The organism is Nonomuraea sp. NPDC046570, assembly GCF_040645915.1.
In the GTDB taxonomy this organism is placed as follows: Bacteria; Actinomycetota; Actinomycetes; order Streptosporangiales; family Streptosporangiaceae; genus Nonomuraea.
Genome location: NZ_JBEYZF010000003.1, coordinates 212,239 through 235,131, shown reverse-complemented (window position 1 = coordinate 235,131; position 22,893 = coordinate 212,239). Strand labels below are relative to the sequence as shown.

Sequence of the window (22,893 nt, the reverse complement as noted above, 5' to 3'; positions counted from 1 at the left end):
GGGTGCTGTTCGTCCGGCACGCGACCACCCTGGCCATGCGCGAGCCCCGCTTTCCTTCCGGCCTGCCCGCAGGATGCGCGCCTGCCTCGGAAGACGCGGACTCTTCGAGCCTGGCCAGGGTGATCCGGCTGGCGGTCGAACCGGGGACCAGGGCGTTCGTGTCCCCGGCCCCGGCCGCCGCGCAGACGGCCGCCGCGCTCGGCCTCGTGCCGGTCGTGGTGACCGCCCTGGCCGAAGCCGATCTCGGCAGGTGGGGCGGCCTGCCGTACAGGACGGTCGCGGCCGAGGAGCCCGAAGGGCTCGCCCGCTGGCTCGCCGACCCGGACGCCGCCCCGCACGGCGGCGAGACCCTCGCCGAGCTGACGGCCAGGGTCGCCCGCTGGCTTGACTCGACACACCCGCACACACCCGCACACACCGGCGCCGCACCGAACGGGGAGGGAGCTGCGACGCCGGGCGTGGATGGCGCGGCGGGCGGTGGGCGGGTGGTCGTCGTGTGTGACGCCGGGGTGATCAGGGCCGCCCTAGGACATGTGCTGGGGATCGAACCCGGGCGGGCGGGGTTGATCGATCTCGCCCCGCTGTCCACCACCGAACTGACCGCCGCCCGGGAGGGCTGGCGGGTCGCCCATGTCAACCGGAAGGTCCCGTAGTGATCGTCACCTACCCGTTCAGCGCCGTCGTCGGGCTCGACGACCTCAAACTGGCGCTGGTGCTCAACGCCGTCTCCCCAAGGGTGGGCGGCGTGCTGGTGCGCGGGGAGAAGGGTACGGCCAAGTCCACCATCGTCCGCGCCCTCGCCGCCCAGCTCCCCCCGGTCGACGTGGTGACGGGCTGCCGCTTCGCCTGCGACCCCGCGACCCCCGACCCGGGCTGCCCCGACGGCCCCCACGAGCGGGGCCCGCACGACGGGATCGGCGGGGGCGCGGTGACGTGGCGAGCGGCGGCCCTGGTGGAACTGCCGGTCGGGGCGGCCGAGGACAGGCTGGTCGGCTCGCTGGACCTTGAGCGGGCGCTGACCGAGGGGGTCAAGGCGTTCGAGCCGGGACTCCTGGCCGCCGCCCATCGCGGCGTGCTCTACGTGGACGAGGTCAACCTCCTGCACGACCACCTCGTGGACCTGCTGCTCGACGCCGCCGCCCTGGGCACCTGCTACGTCGAGCGCGAAGCCGTGTCGGTACGGCACGCCGCCAGATTCCTGCTGGTCGGCACCATGAACCCGGAAGAGGGCGAGTTGCGCCCGCAGCTTCTCGACCGCTTCGGCCTCACGGTAGAGGTGAAGGCGTCGCGGGAGCCGCGCGAGCGCGCCGAGGTGGTGCGCAGGCGGCTGGCCTACGACGCCGATCCCGAGGGGTTCGCCGCCCGGTGGAGCGCGGAGGAGGAGGCGCTGGCCGGACGGATCGCCGAGGCCAGGGCCCGGCTGCGGCGGGTGGCGCTGCCCGACGCCCGGCTGCGGCAGATCGCCACGGTGTGCGCGGCGTTCGAGGTGGACGGCCTGCGCGCGGACCTGGTGACGGCGAACGCGGCGATCGCGCACGCGGCCTGGCAGGGCAGGGAGACGGTGACGACGGAGGACGTACGCGCCGCGGCCCGCCTGTCCCTGCCGCACCGCCGCCGCCGCGACCCGTTCGACGCGCCCGGCCTGGACGAGTCGCTGCTGGAGGACCTGCTGTCCCGGACCGACGAGGACCCGGACGATCCTGACGAGGGCCCCGAGGGCGGCCCGGGGACGGGACCGGAAGGCGATCACGGGCCCGAGTCGGGGAAATCCGCGGAGGACCACGACGCCGGATCTCGGGGTGACCGCGACGCCGGACCGGAACCACGACATGACGGGCGATCGCCGCAGGACGGCGCAGGCGAGGACACCAAGAGCGGAGCCGGAGACGGCGCTACGGAAAGCGCGGCTAGGGACGGCGGAGAAGGCAGCGCCGGGGAGGACGCCGGAGGAGGTCGGACCGACGGCGCGGACCCAGGGGAGGAAGCGCCCGGCGGCCAGGTGTTCGGGATGGCGAAGCCGTACCGGGTGCCGGTGCTGAAGGTGCCGGGGGTCGGGGAGGGGGCGGCCGGGCGGAGGTCTCCGGCGCGGACGCCGCGTGGCCGTACCACCGGGTCGCGGTTGCCCTCGGGGCGGCTGCGCGCCCTGCATCTGACGGCCACGATCCGCGCCGCCGCGCCGCACCAGAGGCGGCGCGGGCGCAGCGGCCCCGGGCTGCTCGTCCGCGACGAGGACCTGCGCGAGGCCGTACGGGAGGGCAGGGAGGGCAACCTGGTGCTGTTCGTCGTGGACGCCAGCGGTTCCATGGCCGCCCGGCAGCGGATGACCTCCGTGAAGACCGCCGTGCTGAGCCTCCTCCTGGACGCCTACCAGCGGCGCGACAAGGTCGGCCTGGTGACGTTCAGGGGAAGGACCGCCGAGGTGGCGCTGCCGCCGACGTCGTCGGTCGAGGCGGGCGCGGCCCGGCTGCGCACGCTGCCCACCGGCGGGCGCACCCCGCTCGCGGCCGGGCTGGCCCGCGCGGCCGAGGTGCTGCGCGTCGAGCGGCTGCGCGACCCCGCGCGCCGCCCCCTGGTGGTGATCGTCACGGACGGCCGGGCCACCGCGGGCGGCGACGTGGACAGGGCCGCGGCCCTGCTCGCCGGTACGGCCGCCGTCGTCGTCGACTGCGAGAGCGGCCCGGTCAGGCTGGGCCTCGCCACCCGCCTGGCTCACCGCCTGCACGCCCCCGTGATCGCCCTGACCGATCTCGGCGACCTGGTACGCGACTACAGAAAGGCGGCCTGACATGCCGCAGGGCAAGCCGGACGTCATCCCGGACGACGGACTCACCACCAGGCAGCGCCGTACCCGGCCGCTGCTGATCGTGCACACCGGCCCCGGCAAGGGCAAGTCGACGGCCGCCTTCGGGATGGCGTTGCGCGCCTGGAACCAGGGCTGGCCGATCGGCGTGTTCCAGTTCGTGAAGTCCGCCAAATGGCGCATCGGCGAGGAGCGGGCGCTGACCGTGCTCGGTGCGTCCGGTGAGGGCGGCCCGGTGATCTGGCACAAGATGGGCGAAGGCTGGTCGTGGATCCAGCGGCCGGGCAGCGACGAGGACCACGCCGCCGACGCCCGCGAGGGCTGGGCGCAGATCAAGCGGGACCTGGCGGCCGGAACCTACCGCTTCTACGTGCTCGACGAGTTCACCTACCCGCTGAAGTGGGGCTGGCTCGACCTGGACGACGTGCTGGAGACGCTGGCCGGACGGATGGACGGGCAGCACGTGGTGATCACCGGCAGGGACGCGCCTGCCGCGCTGCTGGAGGCCGCCGACCTGGTGACGGAGATGGGCAAGGTCAAGCACCCCATGGACGCCGGGCAGAAGGGACAGAAGGGCATCGAGTGGTAGTCCCGCGCCTGGTGATCGCCGCGCCGTCGTCGGGGAGCGGCAAGACGACCGTGGCGACCGGCCTGATGGCCGCGCTGCGCTCGCGCGGGCTGCGCGTGTCACCGCACAAGGTGGGGCCCGACTACATCGACCCCGGCTACCACGCGCTCGCCACCGGCCGCCCCGGCCGCAACCTCGACCCGTGGCTGGCCGGCGAGGAGCGGGTGGTGCCGCTGTTCCGGCACGGCGCCGCCGGGTGCGACGTGGCCGTGGTCGAAGGCGTCATGGGGCTGTTCGACGGCAAGGGCGAGACGGACTTCGCCTCGACCGCGCACGTCGCCCGGCTGCTGGACGCCCCCGTGGTGCTGGTCGTGGACGCGGCCAGGCAGAGCAGGTCGGTGGCGGCGGTCGTGCACGGCTTCGCCACCTTCGATCCCCGGGTGCGGGTGGGCGGCGTGGTACTGAACCGGGTCGGCTCCGACCGGCACGAGGCGCTGTGCCGGGCGGCGCTGGCGGCGGCGGGCGTGCCGGTGCTGGGCGCGATCCGCCGCGACGACGCCGTCTCCACCCCGTCCCGCCACCTGGGCCTGGTGCCCGCCGCCGAGCGGGAGGCCGAGGCGGTGGCGTCGGTGGCCCGCCTCGGCGAGCTCGTCACCCGCTCCTGCGACCTCGACGCCCTGGTACGGCTGGCCCGCACCGCCCCCGCACTGCCCGGCGCCCCCTGGGACCCGGCCGCCGAGGTCGCCGCGCGGCCGGACCGGACCGTGGTCGCGGTGGCCGGCGGGGCGGCGTTCACCTTCGGCTACGCCGAGCACGTCGAACTGCTGCGGGCCGCCGGCGCCGACGTCGCGGTGTTCGACCCGCTGCGCGACGAGGCGCTGCCCGAGGGCGCCGGGGCGCTCGTGATCGGCGGCGGCTTCCCCGAGATGTACGCCACCGAGCTGGCCGCCAACGAGCCGCTCCGCAAACACGTCGCCGACTTCGACGGCCCGATCGCCGCCGAGTGCGCGGGCCTGCTGTACCTGTGCCGGTCCCTCGACGGTCGCCCCATGTGCGGCCGCGTCCCCGCCGAGGCCGCGATGACGCCGCGGCTCGTGCTCGGCTATCGCGACGCGCGGGCGATGCGCTCGTCGCTGCTCACCCGCGCGGGCGAGCGCTTCCGGGGCCACGAGTTCCACCGCACCGCCGTACCGTCGGGCGCGGGCCCGCTGTTCCGCTGGGAGGGCGGCGGAGACGGCTTCGGCGACCCGATGCTCACCGCCTCCTACCTGCACCTGCACTGGGCGGGCGCGCCCGCCCTGGCTCAGCGGCTGGTGTCGTCCTCCAGATCGCCCTCGGTCTTGAGGTAGACCTCCCGCAGCCCGGCCAGGATCTCCGGGTCCGGGTGCTGCCACAGGCCGCGCTCGACCGCCTCCAGCAGCCGCTCGGAGATCCCGTGCAGCGCCCACGGGTTCGACTTGGCCATGAACGCCTGGTTCTCCGGGTCCAGGACATAGGTCTCGGCGAGCTTGTCGTACATCCAGTCGGCCACCACGCCGGTGGTGGCGTCGTAGCCGAACAGGTAGTCGACGGTGGCGGCCAGCTCGAAGGCGCCCTTGTAGCCGTGCCGCCGCATCGCGGCCAGCCAGTTCGGGTTGACCACCCGGGCGCGGAACACCCGCGAGGTCTCCTCGGAGAGCGTCCGGGTGCGCACGGCGTCCGGCCGGGTGCTGTCGCCCACGTAGGCGGCCGGGGCCCGGCCGGTGAGCGCCCGCACGGTGGCGATCATGCCGCCGTGGTACTGGAAGTAGTCGTCGGAGTCGGCGATGTCGTGCTCGCGGGTGTCGACGTTCTTGGCGGCCACCGCGATCCTGCGGTAGGCGCTCTCCATGTCCTGGCGGGCGGGCACGCCGTCCAGGTCGCGGCCGTAGGCGAAGCCGCCCCACACCGCGTACACCTCGGCCAGGTCGGCGTCGTCGCGCCAGTTGCCGCTGTCGATCAGCGGCAGCAGGCCCGCGCCGTACGCGCCGGGACGCGAGCCGAACACGCGCATCGTGGCTCTGCGCTCGTCGCCGTGCGCCTCGGTGTCGGCGGCGACGTGGGCGCGCACGTAGTTGTCCTCGTCCGGCTCCTCCAGCGCGGCGATCATCCGCACGGCGTCGTCCAGCATGGCCACCACGTGCGGGAACGCGTCGCGGAAGAAGCCGCTGATGCGGATCGTCACGTCGATCCTCGGGCGGCCCAGCTCCGTCAGCGGGACCGGTTCGAGACGGGTGATCCGGCGTGAGGCCTCGTCCCAGACCGGGCGGGCGCCGAGCAGGGCCAGCACCTCGGCCACGTCGTCGCCCGCCGTGCGCATCGCGCTGGTGCCCCAGACGGACAGGCCCACCGAGCGCGGCCAGTCCCCGTTGTCGGCGCGGTAGCGCTCCAGCAGCGACTCGGCCATCGCCTGGCCGGTCTCCCAGGCGAGCCTGCTGGGCACCGCGCGGGGGTCGACGGAGTAGAAGTTGCGGCCCGTCGGCAGCACGTTGACCAGGCCGCGCAGCGGGGAACCGCTGGGACCGGCCGGGACGTAGCCGCCGTCCAGGGCGTGCAGCAGATGGTCGAGCTCGTCGGTGGTACGGCTCAGGCGGGGGACCACCTCGGTGGCGGCGAAGCCCAGCACCTTCTCCACGAGGTCCGGCCGGACCCCGGGGGCCGGTTCCGGCCCGAGGAGCAGCGAGGTGACCGGTCCCGCCGCCTCCGGCGCCCAGTCGCGCTCCTCCATCGCCTCCACCAGCGCGCGGGCCGTCGCCTCGGCCCGGTCCACGCCGCCCAGCCCCGCCGACCCGTCCTCGGCCAGCCCCAGCGCCTCGCGCAGGCCCGGCAGCGTCTGCGCGCCCGCCCACATCTGCCGGGCGCGCAGCATCGCCAGCACCAGGTCCACCCGGACCTTGCCCGCCGGAGCCTCGCCCAGCACGTGCAGGCCGTCCCGGATCTGCGCGTCCTTCACCTCGCACAGCCAGCCGTCCACGTGCAGCAGGAAGTCGTCGAACTCGGTGTCGTGCGGCCGGTCGGCCAGCCCCAGATCGTGGTCCAGCCGCGCGGCCTGGATCAGCGTCCAGATCTGCGCCCTGATCGCCGGCAGCTTGGCCGGGTCCATCGCCGCGATCGAGGCGTGCTCGTCCAGCAACTGCTCCAGCCGGGCGATGTCCCCGTAGGTCTCGGCGCGGGCCATCGGCGGCACCATGTGATCCACGAGTACGGCATGCGCCCGCCGCTTCGCCTGCGTCCCCTCACCCGGATCGTTCACCAGGAACGGGTACACCAGCGGCAGATCCCCCAGCGCCGCGTCCGGCCCGCACGAGGCCGACAGGCCCGCCGACTTGCCCGGCAGCCACTCCAGGTTGCCGTGCTTGCCGACGTGCACCATCGCGTGCGCGCCGAACTCGCCCGCCAGCCAGCGGTAGGCGGCCAGGTAGTGGTGGCTGGGCGGCAGGTCCGGGTCGTGGTAGATGGCGATCGGGTTCTCGCCGAAGCCGCGCGGCGGCTGCACCATCACCACCACGTTGCCCGCCCGCAGCGCGGCCAGCACGATGTCGCCCTCGTGCACGAACAGCTCGCCCGGAGGCGGGCCCCAGTGGCGTTCCATCCCCTCGCGCAGATCGGCCGGGAGGGTGCGGTACCAGCGTTCGTAGGAGGCCGCCGAGATGCGCACCGGGTTGCCGGCGAGCTGCTCCTCGGTGAGCCAGTTCTGGTCCTGGCCGCCGGCCGCGATGAGCGCGTGGATCAGCGCGTCGCCGTCCTGGTCGGCCACGCCGGGGAAGCCCTCGCCCAGGTCGTACCCGGCCTTCTGGAGCCGGGCCAGCAGCCGCACCGTGCTGGCGGGGGTGTCCAGGCCGACCGCGTTGCCGACCCTGGAGTGCTTCGTCGGGTACGCCGAGAGCATCACGACGAGCTTCTTGTCCGCGTTCGGGACGTGCCTGAGCAGGCCGTGCCGTACGGCGGTGCCCGCCACCCGGGCCGCCCGCTCGGGGTCGGCGGCGTACACGGTCAGGCCGTCCTCGTCGATCTCCTTGAAGGAGAACGGGACGGTGATGATGCGGCCGTCGAACTCGGGGATCGCCACCTGGGAGGCGGCGTCCAGCGGGGACAGGCCGTCGTCGTTCTCCTCCCACGCCTGGCGGCTCGTGGTCAGGCAGAGGCCCTGCAGGATCGGCACGTCCAGCCCGGCCAGCGCGCCCACGTCCCACGCCTCGTCGTCGCCGCCCGCGCCCGCGGTGGCCGGGCGGGAGCCGCCGGCCGCGAGCACGGTGACGACCAGGGCGTCGGCCGCGCGCAGCGTCTCCAGCAGGGCGGGCTCCGCCGTACGCAGGGAGGAGCAGAAGATCGGCAGGGCCTGCCCGCCCGCGTCCTCGATCGCCGCGCAGAGCGTCTCCACGAAGGCGGTGTTGCCCGCCATGTGGTGCGCGCGGTAGTAGAGCACGCCGACCGTGGGGCCCTCCTGGGTGCGCGGCTGGCGGTCCAGCGGGCCCCAGGTCGGGGTGGGTTCCGGGGCGGCGAAGCCGTGGCCGGTGAGCAGCGCGGTGTCGCTCAGGAAGGCGTGCAGCTCGGCCAGGTTGGCCGGGCCGCCGTAGGCCAGGTAGGCGTGCGCGTCGGCGCAGGTGCCCGCGCTGACCGTGGACAGCTCCATCAGCTCGGCGTCGGGCGCCTGCTCGCCGCCCAGGATCACCACCGGGCGCGGGCCGGACAGCAGGTGGTCCAGGCCCTCCTCCCAGGCGCGGCGGCCGCCCAGCAGGCGCACCACGACCAGATCCACCCCGTCGAGCAGGGCGGGCAGGTCCTCGGCCGTCAGCCTGGCCGGGTTGCCCAGCCGGTAGGCCGCGCCGCTCGCGCGGGCGCTCAGCAGGTCGGTGTCGGAAGTGGACAGCAGCAGGACCACATTGCTCGTAGAGCGCACGGGGTTCCTCCCTCGGGGTCCTCGCCCCGGTCGTGGATGTCACGACGGCAGAAGTCTCCTGGCTCCCGGATCGACGCTCACCCCTGACCTTCCAGCCCGTTTCCGGGCCGTGGCCTGTGGCGGGGGTCGCTCCCCGGTTACAGTGGCGGGACCGCGCCGGTTTCTCACCGGCTTCCTTCATGCCGTCGCCTGATGATGAGACTACGGCAGCAGGATTCAATGCAAGAAACTGGCGTTAACATCCTCAGCGTGTCCAAAGCCGACTTTTCCGGACGTGTACGCCCTGATGCCTGTCCGGGGGCGCTCCAGGTGCACACCGCCGCCGACGGGGCGCTGGCCCGTGTCCGCCTTCCGGGCGGCGCCGTCTCCGCCACGCAGCTCGACGAGCTGGCCTCCTGCGCGGACTTCCTCGGGTCGGGGGTGATCGAGCTGACGTCGCGGGCGAACGTCCAGGTGCGGGGGTTGCGCGACCCCGCGGCGTTCGCGGCCCGGATGGCGGCCATCGGCCTGCTGCCGTCGGCGACACACGAACGCGTCCGCAACATCGTGGCCTCACCGGTGTACGGCCCTTCGAGCGTGACCGACGTCCAGCCGCTGGTGACCGCCCTGGACCTGGCGATCCGCGCCCGCCCCAGACTCGCCGAGCTGCCTGGGCGCTTCCTGTTCGCGCTGGACGACGGGACGGGGGATGTGGTCGGCCTGGGCGCGGACGTGACACTCACCTGGCGGGCGCCTGATGACCGGGCGGGAGGCGTCGGGGCCGGGCAGGTGCTGCTGGCCGGGGCCGATGTGGGGCTCGCGGCGGAGCCGGGCGCGCGGGCCGTGACCCTGATGGTCGCCGCCGCCGAGGCGTTCCTGGACGAACGCGCGGCCCAGAACTCGGCGGCATGGCGCATCCGCGAGCTGACAGACGGCCCCACCCGGCTCGCCGCCCGACTCGCCCCGCACGCCACCAACCCGCACGCCACCGACCCGACCGCTGCGGAAGCGGTTGGCGGGGTCGGGGCACCAGGCGTGCGACGGCAGCGGGATGGGCGGGTGGCGCTGGAGGTCGTGGTGCCGCTCGGACGCCTCTCGGCAGCCCAGGCGCGAGCCCTCGCCACCGCCGCCCGCACTCCGGACGGCGAGGCGCCGGTACGGCTGACGCCCTGGCGCACCGCCATCGTGCCCGGTCTCACTCCCGCCCAGGCCGCCCACCAGATCGAGGCGCTCGTCGCGGCGGGCCTCGTCGCCGACCCCGCGTCCCCCTGGGCGGGCCTCACCGCGTGCACCGGCAGTCCCGGCTGCGCCAAGTCCCTGGCGGACGTCCAGGCGGACGCGGCGAGCTGGGCCACGGAGCAGGAGACGGCACGGCATGCCCAGGAAGCGGCCCACGCCCAGGAGGTGGAGCGGGTGCTGCCCGTGCACTGGGTCGGGTGTGAGCGGCGGTGCGGGAGGCCCGGAGGACGGGTGGTCGAGGTGGTGGCCACACCCGAGGGCTACCGTGTCGAGGTCGGCGGGGCCCGCCGTACCACCGGAGACATGAAGGAGGCGGGCGCCGTGGTGGCGGCCGTCAGAGGGGGAACGTGAGCGAGTACATCCGCGAGGGCGCCGAGATCTACCGGCAGTCCTTCGCCACGATCAGGGCCGAGACCGACCTCACCCGCCTGCCGCCCGACGTGGCCCAGGTGGCGGTCAGGATGGTGCACGCCTGCGGCATGACCGACCTGGTCGACGACCTGGACTGGTCGCCGGGCGTGGTGGCGGCGGCGCGGGCAGCCCTGCGCCGGGGGGCTCCGGTGCTGTGCGACGCGATGATGGTCGCCTCCGGCGTGACCAGGGCCCGGCTGCCCGCCGCCAACGACGTGCTCTGCACGCTCGGCGACCCCGGCGTGCCGGAGCTGGCCGAACGGCTCGGCACCACGCGCAGCGCCGCCGCCCTGGAACTGTGGGGCGACCGGCTGGACGGCGCGGTGGTCGCCGTGGGCAACGCCCCGACCGCGCTGTTCCGGCTGCTGGAGATGGTCGAGGAGGGCGCGGGCAGACCGGCCGCGGTGCTCGGCATCCCGGTCGGGTTCATCGGCGCGGCCGAGTCGAAGCGGGCGCTGGCCGACAGCGACCTGGAGTACCTGGTGGTGCACGGCCGCAGGGGCGGTAGTGCGATGGCGGCGGCGGCGGTCAACGCCATCGCGAACGAGGTGGAGTGAACGCGATGACGGGCAGGCTGTACGGCGTGGGCCTCGGCCCCGGCGACCCCGAACTGGTGACGGTCAAGGCGGCCAGGCTGATCGGCGAGGCCGGGGTGATCGCCTACCACGCGGCCAGGCACGGGCGCAGCATCGCCCGCTCGATCGCCCTGCCGTACATGCGGGAGGGGCAGGTCGAGGAGCTGCTGCTGTACCCGCTGACCACGGAGAGCACCGACCACCCCGGCGGCTACCAGGGCGCGCTCGACGACTTCTACGCCGACTGCGCGGTCCGGCTGGCCGCGCACCTGGACGCCGGGCGGGACGTGGTGGTGCTGTGCGAGGGGGATCCGCTGTTCTACGGGTCGTACATGCACCTGCACAAGCGGCTCGCGCACGCCTACGAGACCGAGGTCGTACCAGGTGTCACCTCGGTCAGCGGGGCGGCGGCGGTGCTGGGCCGGCCGCTGGTGGAGCGGGACGAGACGCTGACCGTGCTCCCGGGCACCCTGCCGGCGGACGTTCTCGCCGAGAAGCTGAGGAACACCGACTCGGCGGCGGTGCTGAAGCTGGGGCGCACCTTCGAGAAGGTACGCGACGCGCTGGCCGAGGCCGGACGCCTGGACGACGCCTGGTACGTGGAACGCGCCACCACCACGGCCCAGCGCATCGCCCCTTTGAAGGACGTGGACCCCGGCGACGTGCCGTACTTCTCCCTGGCCCTGCTCCCGAGCGCGGCCGGCGGCCGGAACGACACGGGGACGGCGGATGGATCGCGCGGCGTCCAGCCGGTGGCGGATCCGGTCGGGGCGGCGAGCACGCGGGCTGACGGGCAGGGGGAGGTGGTCGTGGTCGGGCTCGGCCCGGCTGGGCGGCCGTGGCTCACCCCGGAGGCGCAGGAGGCGCTGGCCGCCGCCACCGACCTGGTCGGCTACGGCCCGTACGTCGACCGCGTCCCCCCGAACCCTCGCCAGCACCGCCACCGCACCGACAACCGCGTCGAGGCCGAGCGCGCCAGGCACGCCCTGGAACTGGCCAGGGGCGGCGCCCGGGTGGCCGTCGTCTCCTCCGGCGACCCCGGAGTGTTCGCCATGGCCAGCGCGGTCCTGGAGGCGGCCGACGACCCCGCGTACACCGACGTGCCGGTACGGATCGTCCCCGGTCTCACCGCCGCGCAGGCCGTGGCCGCCAGGGCGGGCGCCCCGCTGGGGCACGACTACTGCGTGCTGTCGCTGTCCGACCTGCTCAAGCCGTGGGAGGTGGTCGCGGAGCGGATCAGCGCCGCCGCCAGGGCCGACCTGGTGCTGGCGATCTACAACCCGGCCTCGCGGAGCCGTACCTGGCAGGTGTCGGCCGCCCGCGACCTGCTGCTGGAGCACCGCGCCCCGGACACGCCCGTGGTCATCGGCCGCGACGTCGGCGGCGCGCACGAGAGCGTCACCGTCACCACGCTGGGCGAGCTGGACCCCGCCCAGGTCGACATGCGCTGCCTGCTGATCGTCGGCTCCTCCACCACCCGCGCCACCGCCCGCGCCGTCTACACGCCGCGCCGCTACCCCGGATGAACCCACTCCACGGCCGCCTCGACGCTGTCCGCCAGCCGTACTCCGGCGGGCGGCGGCGGGCGGCGGACCATCACCACGGGCACGCCGAGCTCGCGGGCCGCGACCAGCTTGGCGGTGGTCATCGAGCCGCCGCTGTCCTTGGTGACCAGCACGTCCAGCCGGTGCTCGCCGATGAGCGCGCGCTCACCCTCCACGGTGTACGGCCCGCGCGCCAGCAGCACCTCCACCCCCGCCGGGATCGGCGGCTCGGGCGGGTCCACCGACCTGGCCAGGAACCACAGCTCGGGGTGCGGCGCGAACACCGGCAGGCTCCTGCGCCCGGTCGTCAGGAAGACGCGCCGCCCCAGCGACGGCAGCAGCGTGGCGGCGGCGGGCAGCGACTCCACCCAGTGCCAGGAGTCACCCGCCTCCTCCCGCCACCCCGGCCTGCGCAGCACCAGCAGCGGCACGCCGGTGGCCGCCGCGGCCTCGGCGGCGGAGGCGGTCATCCGCCGCGCGAACGGATGCGTGGCGTCCACGAGCGCGTCGATCCCGTGCCCGGTGAGCCAGGCGGCCAGCCCTTCGGGGCCGCCGAAGCCACCCTCGCGCACCTCGCCCACCGGCAGCCGGGGATTGGTCACCCGCCCCGCCAGCGACGACACCACCCGTACCCGCGGGTCTCCGTCGAGGGCGGCGGCCAGGGCGCGCGCCTCGGCCGTACCGCCCAGAATCAGCACCCGCATCAGACCGCTCCATCCATGGACTCATGAGCACACCCCTGCGCCACGGCTGGACCACGGGCGCCTGCGCGACCGCCGCCACCACCGCCGCGTACACCGCCCTGCTCACCGGCGACTTCCCCGACCCCGTCACGATCACGCTGCCCCGGGGCCAGCGGCCCGCGTTCGCCCTGGCCCGCGAGCACCTCGCCGGCGACCGGGCGACCGCCTCGGTGGTGAAGGACGCGGGCGACGACCCCGACGTGACCCACGGCGCCCTGATCTCCGCGACGGTACGGCACGCACCCCCCGGCACCGGCGTCACCTTCGTCGCGGGCCCGGGCGTCGGCACCGTCACCAAGCCCGGCCTCCCGCTGGAGGTGGGCGAGCCCGCCGTCAACCCGGTGCCCCGCCGCCTGATGCGCGAGCACGTCGCCGAAGTGGCCGCCCTGCACGGCGGCGGCGGCGACGTGATCGTGGAGATCTCCGTCGAGCACGGCGAGGAACTCGCCAAACGCACCTGGAACCCCCGGCTGGGCATCCTCGGCGGCCTGTCCATCCTGGGCACGACCGGGATCGTCGTGCCGTACTCCTGCTCGGCCTGGATCGACTCCATCCGCCGGGGCGTCGACGTCGCCCGCGCGGCCGGGCGCACCCACGTGGCCGGATGCACGGGAAGCACCTCGGAACGCGTCGCCGCCGACCTGTACGGCCTGCCGGAGGACGCCCTGCTCGACATGGGCGACTTCGCCGGAGCCGTCCTGAAGTACCTGCGCCGTCATCCCGTGCCCCGGCTGACCGTCGCGGGCGGCGTCGGCAAGCTGTCCAAGCTCGCCGACGGCCACCTCGACCTGCACTCGGGCCGCTCCCAGGTGAACCTGGGCCTGCTGGCCTCGCTGGTCCTCGACGCGGGCGGCCCGCCCGGCCTGGCCGACCGGGTACGCGAGGCGAACACCGCCCTGCACGCCCTGCGCCTGTGCCAGGAGTCCGGCCTGCCGCTGGGCGACCTGGTCGCCGAGCGCGCCCGCCGGACGGCCGTCGAGGTCCTGCGGGAGGCCCCGGTGGAGGTGGACGTGGTGGTCATCGACCGCGCGGGCGTGATCGTGGGCCGCGCCCGGTGACCAGGACGGGGCGGGGGTCACGGGGTGCGGCAGCGGTCGGCTGAGTACAGGTGGCTGTCGGGGAACGCGGTCGCCGCCAGCACCCGGCCGACGACGATCACCGCGGTGCGGGCGATCCCGGCCTCGCGCACCCGGGTGGCGATGTCCGCCAGTGTGCCCCTGACGATCAGCTCGTCGTCCCGGCTGGCCCGCGCCACCACCGCCACCGGGCAGTCGGCGCCGTAGGACGGCGTCAGCTCCGCCACCACGGCCTCGATCCGCTGGACCGCCAGATGCAGCACCATCGTGGCGCGGCTCGCGCCCAGCGTGGCCAGATCCTCGCCGTCGGGCATCGGCGTCGCCCTGGCCGACGTGCGGGTCAGGATGATCGTCTGTCCCACGCCCGGCACGGTCAGCTCCCGCCCGAGCGAGGCCGCCGCGGCAGCGAACGCGGGCACCCCCGGCACCACGTCGTAGGGGACGCCGAGCGCGTCGAGCCGCCGCATCTGCTCGGCCATCGCGCTGAACACCGACGGGTCGCCGGAGTGCAGCCGCGCCACCTCCAGTCCCGCCTCATGCGCGGCGGCCATCTCGGCGACGATCTCGTCCAGGGTGAGGTTCGCGGTGTCCACCAGCCTGGCCCCCTCGGGGCAGGAGCCGAGCAGCTCGCGCGGAACCAGCGAGCCCGCGTACAGGCACACGGGCGACGCCTCCAGCACGCGCAGCCCGCGCACCGTGATGAGATCGGCCGCCCCCGGCCCCGCTCCGACAAAGTGCACTGTCACGAGATATCCCTCAAAGAAGTAGATGGTCCAACCGCGTCCGTCGCGGGTTTGGTGATGGACCAGATCGTCACCGGCATCATCGGGCGCCAGCCGGTGAAGCCGCCGACCGCCGACGCCCGCTGCACCGCCAGGCGGACCAGGTCGCCGCCGTGCCTGCCGTACCAGAGGCCGACCGTCGCCTCGGACTCCAGGGTGACCGCGTTGACCACGAGCCTGCCGCCGGGGCGGAGTGCCGCCCAGCACGACTCGAGCACTCCGGGCACCGTCGCGCCGCCGCCGACGAAGATCGCGTCCGGGGTGGGGAGGCCGTCCAGCGCCTCGGGGGCGCGGCCCCTCAGCACCCGCAGGCCGGGCACGCCCAGCTCGCCGGCGTTGCGTTCGGCGCGGGCCGCGCGGTCGGGGTGGCTCTCCACGGCGACGGCCGTGCACGAGGGGTGGGCGCGCATCCACTCGATCGCGATGCTGCCCGCGCCCGCGCCCACGTCCCAGAGCAACTGCCCGGGCAGGGGTGCCAGGCGGGACAGGCTGACCGCCCGCACCTCGCGCTTGGTGAGCTGCCCGTCGTGCTCGTAGGCGTCGTCGGGCAGTCCGGGCGTCAGCGGCGATGGCGTGGTACCCGGGTCGGGGGCGCACTCCACGGCGATCACGTTCAGGGCGGGGGTGACGGGGTGCGGCCAGTGGGCGGCGGTGCCGTACAGGATCGACTCCGCGGGCGCGCCCAGGTCGGACAGCACCGTCATCGGGCTGGCGCCGTAGCCGTGCGCGGACAGCAGGGCCGCGACCCGCGCGGGCGTGCCGCCGTCGGCGCTCAGCACGAGCAGGCGGCGGCCGGGCAGCGCCGCCGCGCGCAGCGCGTCGGGGGAGCGGCCGACCAGGCTGACCACCTCGGTGCGCTCCACCGGCCAGCCGAGCCGCGCGCAGGCCAGCGACAGCGACGAGACGTGCGGCAGCACCCGCACCCGATCGGCCCCGAGCAGCCGCACGAGGGTCGAGCCGATGCCGTGGAACATGGGGTCGCCGCTGGCCAGCACGCACACCTCCCGGCCCGCGTGCTCCTCGGCCAGCGCGGCGAGACCGGGCAGCAGCGGAGACGGCAGCACGACCCTGAGCGCGCCCGCTCCAGGCAGCGCGTCGGGAACGAGGGCGAGATGCCGGGGGGCGCCGATCAGCACGTCGGCCGCCGACACGGCCTGGCACGCGATGGAGGAGAGGCCCGGCCACCCGTCGGCGCCGAGCCCCACGACGACGATCACATGTTGCCCAGGACGCGGGTGATGTGGATCTCCAGCACCACGCGGGCGGGATTCGGCCGCGGCGGCTTGTAGCGTTCGGTGTAGCGCAGTACCGCGTCGGCCACCTCCTCGGGTTCGCGGCGGACCACGGCCCGGCCCTCCAGGGTCGACCAGCGGCGGCCGTCGACCTGGCAGAGCGCGACCGCGACGCCGTCCGAGGCCGCCGCCAGCACCGCCTTGCGGGAGGTGCCCGAGGTGATCACGCGGGCGACGCCGGCGACGGGGTCGAGCGTCACCCCGACGGGCACCACGTGCGGGGTGCCGTCGGGCCTGACGGTGGTGAGCGTGCTGTAGTGCCGCTCCCGCCAGAACGCGATGAACGCCTCGTCCCGCTCGACCAGATCCACTCGTACCCCTTTTCAGCCGGATTCCGGAGACATCGTAGTCAAGCCCGGCTGGGCCAGCAGCGTGCGGTAGGCGGGACTGCGGGCGAGCAGCTCGTCGTGCGGCCCGATGTCGGCGACCCGGCCCTCGTGCAGGAGCACCACGAGGTCGGCGGTGCGCAGCGTGGACGGCCGGTGCGCGACGATCAGCGTGGTGTGGTCGTCCTTGGCCGAGCGCAGCGCCTCGTCGATGGCGGCCTCGCTCTCGCTGTCCAGGCTGGAGACCGCCTCGTCCAGCACCAGGATCGGCGCGCGGGTGAGCAGGGCGCGCGCGATGGCCAGCCGCTGGCGCTGCCCGCCCGACAGGTGGGCGCCGCGCTCGCCGACGAGCGTGTCATAGCCGTCGGGCATGGCGGCGACGAACTCGTGCGCGCACGCCGTGCGCGCCGCCGCCTCGACCTCGGCGTCGGTCGCGTCCGGCCGGGCCAGCCGCAGGTTCTCCCGGACGCTCATCGCGAACAGGTACGTCTCCTGCGGCACCGCCACCACCAGCGACCGCAGCCGCTCGAACGGCAGGTCGCGCACGTCGTGCCCGCCGATCCGCACCGCGCCCTCGGCGACGTCCCAGTGCCGCAGCAGCAGCGACGCGCACGTGCTCTTGCCCGCGCCCGAGTGCCCGGCCAGCGCCACGGTGGTGCCAGGCTCGACGGTGAACGACACCCCGTCGAGCGCGTCGGCCCCGTCGGCGGTGTACCGGAAGCGCACCCCCTCGAAGCTCACCGACGGCTCGGGAGACGCCGCCAGGGCGGCGGCCGGGCGTTCGACGACGTCGGGCTCGGCCTCCAGGATGCGGAGCAGGCGGCTCGCGGCGGCGCGGATGGTCGACAGCTCACGCCAGGTGTCCACCAGCGTCATCAGCGGCAGGAACGCGAACCCGCCCACCACCGCAACGACCACGATCCGGTCGGCGGCCAGCGCCCCCGCGTCCACCAGGGCGAGCGCGACCAGCACCACCCCGACCAGCCCGGCGGCGGCGATCGCGTCGCCCGCCGCCTTCTCCAGCCCGCCGCGCGACCGGTGCGCGCGGGTGGCCACGTCGAGCCGGCCCGCCGCCGCCCGCAGCCGGGCGTGCTGAAGGTCCTGCCGTCCGAAGACCAGCGTCTCGGTCAGCCCCTGCACGGCGTCCACGGTCTCGGCCGTCGCCTCACCCGCCGCCGCCCGCATCACCCCGGCCTGTACGGCCGAGCGCCGCCGCAACCAGAACGGCACCGTCGCCATCGCCACCACGGCCGGCAGCAGCGCGAGCCCCACCAGCGGATGCACCCAGAACGCCGCGACCAGGCAGGCGGGCGGCACCGAGGCGGCCACGACCAGCGGGGTGAGGCTGTGCGCGAAGAACAGCTCCAGCACCTCCACGTCGGCCATCGCGGTCGCGCCGACATCCCCGGACCGGCGGCGCAGCAGGTACCCGGGCGTCAGCGCGGCCAGCTTCCGGTAGCAGCGGTCGCGCAGCTCGGCGAGCACCCGGAAGGCCAGGTCGTGGGCGATGTACGACTCCGCCCACGCGGCCAGCACCTTGGGCAGCACCAGGGCGATCAGCACGACCAGCCACGGCACCAGGTCGGCCGCGGCGGCGCCGTTCAGCGCCCGCCCGACCAGGGCGGCGCCCAGCAGCGCCGCGGCCAGCGCCAGCGCCTGGTCCAGCAGCCCGAACCCGATCGCCACGGCCAGCCTGACCCGCTGGGGCCGCAACAGCGTCAGCAGCGCGCCACGGCGCCGCGCGGAGACGGTGGTCATGCGCTTCCCTCCTGCTGGCGGGCGACGAGCCTGGCGTAGGCGCCGTCCGCGGCGATCAACTTCTCGGGGGCGCCCGCCTCGGACACCCGGCCCTGGTCGAGCACGACGATGTGGTCGGCCTCGGCGACGGTGGACAGCCGGTGGGCGATCACCAGGACGGTCCGCCCGGTGCGCAGCCGGTCGAGCGCGGCCACCACCGCCCGCTCGGCGGCCACGTCCACGCTGGAGGTGGCCTCGTCCAGGACCAGCAGCGGGGCGTCGGCCAGGACCGCGCGGGCGATGGCCAGCCGCTGCCGCTGCCCGCCCGACAGCCGCAGGCCGCGCTCGCCGACGAGCGTGTCGTACCCGTCGGGCAGGTCGCGGATGAAGTCGTGGGCGTGCGCGACCAGCGCGGCCTTCTCGATCTCGGCGCGGGTGGCGCCCTCCTTGCCGAACCCGATGTTGTCGGCGACGCTCCCCTGGAAGAGGAAGATCTCCTGGGAGACGACGGCGACGCGCGAGCGCAGGCTGTCCAGGGGCAGGTCGCGCAGGTCGGCTCCGTCGAGGGTGACCCGGCCCGAGGTCGGGTCGGCCAGGCGCAGCAGCAGCCGGATCAGCGTGCTCTTGCCCGCGCCCGAGGCGCCGACGACCGCCGTGGTCCGCCCGGCCGCCAGGGTCAGGCTCACCCCGTCCAGGGCGGGCCGCTCCCGTCCGGGGTAGGCGTAGACGACGTCGTCGAAGGTCACCTGGGGCGGGGTGGCGGAGGGCGGGAGCCGTACCGCGCCCGTGTCGGGGACCGGGGGAGTGGTGGCGAGTAGTTCGGCGATGCCGTGGGCGGCGGGCAGGGCGCCCTGTCCCGCGTGGAAGGCCGCCATCAGCTCGGTGACCGGCCGGAACGCCTCACGCGACAGCAGCAGGACGGCGAAGATCGCGGTGAGGGCGAGCCCGCCCGAGGCGTACTGCCAGGCGGCCAGGCCGACGGCGGCGGCCGTGCCGAGCGCGGCGAAGACGCCGACGAAGCCCGCCGACACGGTCGAGACGGAGGTGAAGCGCAGCGACTCCCGGAAGAACGCCCACGACCGGCGGGACAGCCGCTGCCCGAACCGCTCCTCGGCGCCGATCGCCTTCAGCGTGGGCAGGCCCTGCACCGCCTCCAGGTAGTCGGCGCTGAGCGTCCGCCAGCCGGTCATGAAGCCGGTGAGCCCGGTCAGCATGCGGCGGCGCATCAGCCGGGGGGCCGCGGCGGCGAGCACGGCGGTGACCGCGACCAGTACGGCGACGGCCGGGTCGATCCAGGCGAGCACGGCGACGATGCCCGCGCCGCCGAGCACCGAGACGAGCACCTGCGGCAGGAACACCCCGACGTAGCGGTCGATCGCCTCGACGCTGTCCACCAGCGTGGTCAGCACCCCGCCGGTGCGGGCGCCGGAGACGTATCCGGGGCCCAGCGTGAGCAGGTGGCCGTACAGGCGCTCGCGCAGGGCGGCCTTGACCCGCTCGGCGCCGCGCGTGGCGGTCACCTCGCGCGCCCACACCAGTACGGAACGGACCGCGACCAGCCCGAGGGCCGCGCAGCAGGCGAGCACCGCCGCCCGCAGGTCACGGTCGAGGGCGCGGATGATCGCGAGGGTGAGCAGCAGGCTCTGCCCCACGTAGGTCGCCGAGACCCCCACCCCCGCGGCCACGGCCGCGCCCAGCCAGGGACGGCCCGGTTCGGTCAGGCCCAGCAGTGTCCGGTCCAGCAATGCCACTCCCTTATTGCAAGTAGTTCGCAATAGCTATCAAGTGGCAAGAATGACTCATCTGGCGGTGCCGTGGCAAGGGAGGACGCGAAGGATCTTCAGAGGGTGATGGGCTGGGCGAGGGCCGGGGCCAGGTGCCCGAGCGCGGCGATCACCGCCGGATGCGGGGCCAGGGTCGCGCTCACGACGGGGTCGGTGACCAGCAGGAAGGCGAGGTGGCGCAGCGCGTGCGCGACCACATGCCTCACCCGCAGGTCCTCAGGGGACGGAGCGGTGGGAGCGGATGGATCTCACCAGCCCACGGCCAGCGAGGTCGCCACCCCGGCCGCCAGCAGCAGCACCAGAGCGGCGAACGCGCGCCGTAGCCGGTCGGCGGGCACCCGCCCGGCCACCCGCCCGGCCAGCAGCGAGGCGACCATCGCCGACACGGCGAACGCGCCCGTCACGGGCCAGTCCAGGGCGGCCGACGTGCCGAGGTGCGCCAGCAGACCCCAGCCGGAGTTCAGCACGACGACCACCAGCGACGTGGCCACCGCCTCCGGAGCGGCCAGCCCGAGCAGCAGCGTCAGCGCGGGAACGACGACGAACCCGCCGCCCACCCCGAACAGCCCGGTCAGCGCCCCGACCACGGCCCCGGCGGCGAGCGCCTTCGGCAGGCAACTCCGCCAGTCCACCCGCCCCGACCGGGTACGGCACGCGCCCCCGTCCTCCCGCTGCCGCATCAGCATGCGCACCCCGACCACCACCATCAGCGCGGCGAACCCGGCCATCAGCCACCGCTCGGGCAGCAGCCGCCCGGCCGCGGTCCCCGCGAAGGCGGCGGGCAGGCCCGCGACGCCGAACACCAGGGCGACCGGCCAGCGGACCAGCCCCTTGCGCAGGCGGCCGGCCAGGCCGGTCAGCGCCGAGGCGCCGACCACGACGAGCGCGGCCGGGATCGCCGTCTCCAGGGGCAGGCCCACGCCGTAGACGAGGGCGGGCACGGCGAGGACCGAGCCTCCGGCCCCCAGCAGCCCGAGCAGCAGGCCGACGGCGAGGCCGAAGACGATGACGGTCGCCACGGCGTGCCCCTACGAGCGGCCGGTGAGCGCGGCCAGCAGGTCGCCGCCGCCGGCCCGGCCGGTCCGGTTCCACGGCAGCACCGACAGCGCGCGGGCCATCGCGCAGGTGTCGGTCAGGGCGGAGAAGGCCAGCCCAGCGCCGACCGCCCCGGCGACCCACTTCAGCGGCTCCCAGGCGGCACTGCCCGCGACCCCGGCCAGCACGAGGGCGCCGGCGACCATGCGCACCTGGCGCTCCATCGCCCAGGTGCCGCGCCCGCGGCGCAGCGGCGCGCCGTCGCGCTCCCACGCGCTGACGCCGCCCTCCAGCACGCTCACCCGCTCCAGCCCGGCGGCCTCGGCGATCAGCCGGGCGTCACGGGCGCGCACGCCCGAGCGGCACACCAGCACGACGTGGTCGTCGTGGGCGGCTTGCAGGCCGGCGGCGTTCGCGCGCAGCAGGTCGAGCGGGACGTTGGCGGAGCCGGGGATGTGCGCGGCGGAGAACTCGCCGGGCGTGCGCACGTCGATGAGCCGGGTTCGGGGCTCGGCCTCGACGAGACGGCGGACCTGGTCGGTGGTGAGGTCGTGCATGAGAATCCTTCTGAGTCGGACGAGGGGTCGGAGGAGGGACGGGGTTCAGGCGGCCATTGGGACGCCGGAGGAGGCGGCCGAGGCGAACGCGTCGTCGACGAGGACGACCGTGCGCCCGGCCCTGGTCAGCAGGGAGGCCGCGGCGGTGGCGCGGTAGCCGCTGCCGCAGTGCACCCAGATCGTCCCCGCGGGGATCTCCTCCATCCGGCTGACGAGCTCGGGCAGCGGCACGTGCACGGCGCCCTCGATGTGGGCGGCGTTCCACTCGTTGCGCAGCCGTACGTCCAGGACCACGTCGGGGGCGGGCAGCCCGGCGGGTACCGTCCCGGCCAGCGCGCCGGCCAGGTCGGCGAAGGTGACGGCGGGCAGGGAGCGGATCAGGCCGGGGTGGGCGGCGAGCTGCTCGGGGGTGCCGGTCGCGGCGGCGTCGATGCGGTCGACGCCGATGCGGACCAGTTCGCGCCGGGCGTCGGCGACCTGCTCGGGCGTCTCGCCGATCAGCGTCAGCGGCGCGCCCCAGTCGATCAGCCAGCCGAGCCAGGTGGCCATCGGCCCGTCCAGGCCGAAGCTGACCGTCCCGGCCAGGTGGGCGGCGACGTACGCGGTGCGGTGCCGCAGGTCGACGACCCACTCGCCGGCCTCCAGCCGGGCGCGCAGGCCCTCGGCGTCGATCGTGGCGGGCGGGCGCAGGTCCACGGGGGCGGGCCCGGCCAGGTTGGCTGCACCCATGTGGGCGTAGTAGGCGGGGTAGGCGTCGAGCCCGGCCAGGGTCTGGGTGACGAACTCGTCCTCGGCCAGACGCAGGGCCGGGTTGATCCGGCGCTCCCGGTCCACGGTCGAGCCGTCGCCGGAGGCCTGGGTGGCCGAGCAGAAACTGCCGAACCCGTGCGTCGGCCAGATGGCCGCGCCGCCGGGCAGCAGGTCGGCGAGCTTGCGCACCGAGGCGTGCTGCTCGCGGGCGAGCGTGTCGGCGTGCTCGTGGCCGAGCAGGTCGGTGCGGCCGGTCGTGCCGAACAGCAGCGACCCGCCGGTGAACACCCCCTGCACGCCGCCGTCGCCCTCCAGCGCGTAGGACAGGTGGGTGAAGGTGTGGCCCGGGGTGGCCAGCACGCGCAGCCGCAGGGCGGGCGAGACTTCGAGGACGTCGCCGTCGGCCAGCGGCAGGTGGTCGAAGGGCGCCCCGTCCGAGCCCGCGAGGCCGTACCGCGCGCCGGTCAGCCTGGCCAGGTCCAGCCCGCCGGAGACGTAGTCGTTGTGCACGTGCGTCTCGACCACGTGGGTGACGCGCACGCCGAGCCTCCCGGCGAGGGCGAGGACCCGATCCACGTCCCGCTGCGGGTCGACCACGACCGCCACCCGGCCGTCGGTGGCCAGGTAGCTGCGGTCACCCAGCGACGAGGTCGCGATGACATGGACGTCGATACGGCTGTCGCTCATCGTTACGTAGCTCACTTTCCGTAATAAACCCCGGGGGGTATAGGAAGGTCGTGGAACGCTTCTGCAGGTGAGCATACCCCCCCTGGTATG

The 22,893-nt window shown here is 75.0% G+C and carries 19 protein-coding genes and 1 riboswitch; of the genes, 8 read left to right on the top strand and 11 right to left on the bottom strand.

The annotated features are described in order from the left end of the window. The first annotated feature begins 2 nt into the window (after window positions 1-2). From ABZ911_RS07160 to ABZ911_RS07145, 4 genes are read left to right on the top strand one after another with little or no spacing between them, the layout of a single operon-like run. The gene (locus ABZ911_RS07160; RefSeq protein ID WP_358052821.1) at window positions 3-653 is read left to right on the top strand and encodes a histidine phosphatase family protein; all 651 of its coding nucleotides are present in this window, start codon (window positions 3-5) and stop codon (window positions 651-653) included. Further along, on the top strand, window positions 653-2,785 hold the full coding sequence (locus ABZ911_RS07155; protein ID WP_358052820.1) for a VWA domain-containing protein: 2,133 nt from the start codon (window positions 653-655) through the stop codon (window positions 2,783-2,785). The genes ABZ911_RS07160 and ABZ911_RS07155 overlap by 1 nt, the downstream gene beginning before the upstream one ends. 1 nt (window position 2,786) lies before the next feature. Then, window positions 2,787-3,389, top strand: a complete 603-nt coding sequence (cobO, locus tag ABZ911_RS07150; protein ID WP_358052818.1) for a cob(I)yrinic acid a,c-diamide adenosyltransferase — start codon at window positions 2,787-2,789, stop codon at window positions 3,387-3,389. A gap of 8 nt (window positions 3,390-3,397) precedes the next feature. Then, window positions 3,398-4,717: a cobyrinate a,c-diamide synthase gene (locus tag ABZ911_RS07145; RefSeq protein WP_358053262.1), complete on the top strand. Its 1,320-nt coding sequence runs from the start codon at window positions 3,398-3,400 to the stop codon at window positions 4,715-4,717. Here ABZ911_RS07145 and cobN read toward each other — a convergent pair. Continuing rightward, window positions 4,672-8,268, bottom strand: coding sequence for a cobaltochelatase subunit CobN (gene cobN, locus ABZ911_RS07140; RefSeq protein ID WP_358053260.1), 3,597 nt, complete (start codon window positions 8,266-8,268; stop codon window positions 4,672-4,674). The two genes, ABZ911_RS07145 and cobN, sit on opposite strands and share 46 nt — an antisense overlap. 50 nt (window positions 8,269-8,318) lie before the next feature. Further along, window positions 8,319-8,506: riboswitch (cobalamin riboswitch) on the bottom strand. A 29-nt stretch (window positions 8,507-8,535) separates the two neighbouring features. Here cobN and cobG point away from each other — a divergent pair. The 3 genes from cobG to ABZ911_RS07125 are packed head-to-tail and all read left to right on the top strand — an operon-like array spanning window position 8,536 to window position 12,016. After that, the gene (gene cobG / locus ABZ911_RS07135) at window positions 8,536-9,855 is read left to right on the top strand and encodes a precorrin-3B synthase (RefSeq protein ID WP_358052817.1); all 1,320 of its coding nucleotides are present in this window, start codon (window positions 8,536-8,538) and stop codon (window positions 9,853-9,855) included. After that, window positions 9,852-10,472 (top strand): precorrin-8X methylmutase, encoded by a 621-nt coding sequence (locus ABZ911_RS07130; RefSeq protein WP_358052815.1) that lies wholly within the window; start codon window positions 9,852-9,854, stop codon window positions 10,470-10,472. The genes cobG and ABZ911_RS07130 overlap by 4 nt, the downstream gene beginning before the upstream one ends. A gap of 5 nt (window positions 10,473-10,477) precedes the next feature. After that, a complete protein-coding gene (locus tag ABZ911_RS07125) occupies window positions 10,478-12,016 on the top strand; it encodes a precorrin-2 C(20)-methyltransferase (protein ID WP_358053257.1) in 1,539 nt (512 codons plus the stop codon). Here the strand turns inward: ABZ911_RS07125 and ABZ911_RS07120 are convergent. Then, on the bottom strand, window positions 12,004-12,738 hold the full coding sequence (locus ABZ911_RS07120) for a cobalt-precorrin-6A reductase (RefSeq protein WP_358052813.1): 735 nt from the start codon (window positions 12,736-12,738) through the stop codon (window positions 12,004-12,006). The two genes, ABZ911_RS07125 and ABZ911_RS07120, sit on opposite strands and share 13 nt — an antisense overlap. 23 nt (window positions 12,739-12,761) lie before the next feature. Here ABZ911_RS07120 and ABZ911_RS07115 point away from each other — a divergent pair, with 23 nt between their 5' ends. Beyond that, window positions 12,762-13,835: a cobalt-precorrin-5B (C(1))-methyltransferase gene (locus tag ABZ911_RS07115; RefSeq protein WP_358052811.1), complete on the top strand. Its 1,074-nt coding sequence runs from the start codon at window positions 12,762-12,764 to the stop codon at window positions 13,833-13,835. Between the two features lie 17 nt (window positions 13,836-13,852). On the opposite strand, the gene cobM is transcribed toward ABZ911_RS07115, so the two are convergent. From cobM to ABZ911_RS07070, 9 genes are all read right to left on the bottom strand, one after another. Beyond that, a complete protein-coding gene (cobM, locus tag ABZ911_RS07110; protein WP_358052809.1) occupies window positions 13,853-14,599 on the bottom strand; it encodes a precorrin-4 C(11)-methyltransferase in 747 nt (248 codons plus the stop codon). Then, entirely contained in the window at window positions 14,596-15,852 is a 1,257-nt protein-coding gene (cbiE, locus tag ABZ911_RS07105) for a precorrin-6y C5,15-methyltransferase (decarboxylating) subunit CbiE (protein ID WP_358052807.1), read from the bottom strand. The genes cobM and cbiE overlap by 4 nt, the downstream gene beginning before the upstream one ends. Continuing rightward, complete coding sequence (locus ABZ911_RS07100; protein ID WP_358052805.1) at window positions 15,849-16,238, bottom strand: TIGR03618 family F420-dependent PPOX class oxidoreductase; 390 nt, start codon at window positions 16,236-16,238, stop codon at window positions 15,849-15,851. The genes cbiE and ABZ911_RS07100 overlap by 4 nt, the downstream gene beginning before the upstream one ends. Before the next feature lie 12 nt (window positions 16,239-16,250). Beyond that, window positions 16,251-18,011, bottom strand: a complete 1,761-nt coding sequence (locus ABZ911_RS07095; RefSeq protein ID WP_358052803.1) for an ABC transporter ATP-binding protein — start codon at window positions 18,009-18,011, stop codon at window positions 16,251-16,253. Beyond that, window positions 18,008-19,741 (bottom strand): ABC transporter ATP-binding protein, encoded by a 1,734-nt coding sequence (locus ABZ911_RS07090; protein ID WP_358052801.1) that lies wholly within the window; start codon window positions 19,739-19,741, stop codon window positions 18,008-18,010. Before ABZ911_RS07090 ends, ABZ911_RS07095 begins: the two co-directional genes overlap by 4 nt. A gap of 89 nt (window positions 19,742-19,830) precedes the next feature. Next, window positions 19,831-19,980 (bottom strand): hypothetical protein, encoded by a 150-nt coding sequence (locus tag ABZ911_RS07085; RefSeq protein ID WP_358052799.1) that lies wholly within the window; start codon window positions 19,978-19,980, stop codon window positions 19,831-19,833. Between the two features lie 42 nt (window positions 19,981-20,022). Beyond that, complete coding sequence (locus tag ABZ911_RS07080) at window positions 20,023-20,793, bottom strand: sulfite exporter TauE/SafE family protein (RefSeq protein ID WP_358052797.1); 771 nt, start codon at window positions 20,791-20,793, stop codon at window positions 20,023-20,025. A gap of 9 nt (window positions 20,794-20,802) precedes the next feature. Beyond that, window positions 20,803-21,366: a rhodanese-like domain-containing protein gene (locus ABZ911_RS07075; protein ID WP_358052795.1), complete on the bottom strand. Its 564-nt coding sequence runs from the start codon at window positions 21,364-21,366 to the stop codon at window positions 20,803-20,805. 45 nt (window positions 21,367-21,411) lie between these two features. Next, window positions 21,412-22,803, bottom strand: coding sequence for an MBL fold metallo-hydrolase (locus ABZ911_RS07070; RefSeq protein WP_358052793.1), 1,392 nt, complete (start codon window positions 22,801-22,803; stop codon window positions 21,412-21,414). Between the last annotated feature and the right edge of the window lie 90 nt (window positions 22,804-22,893).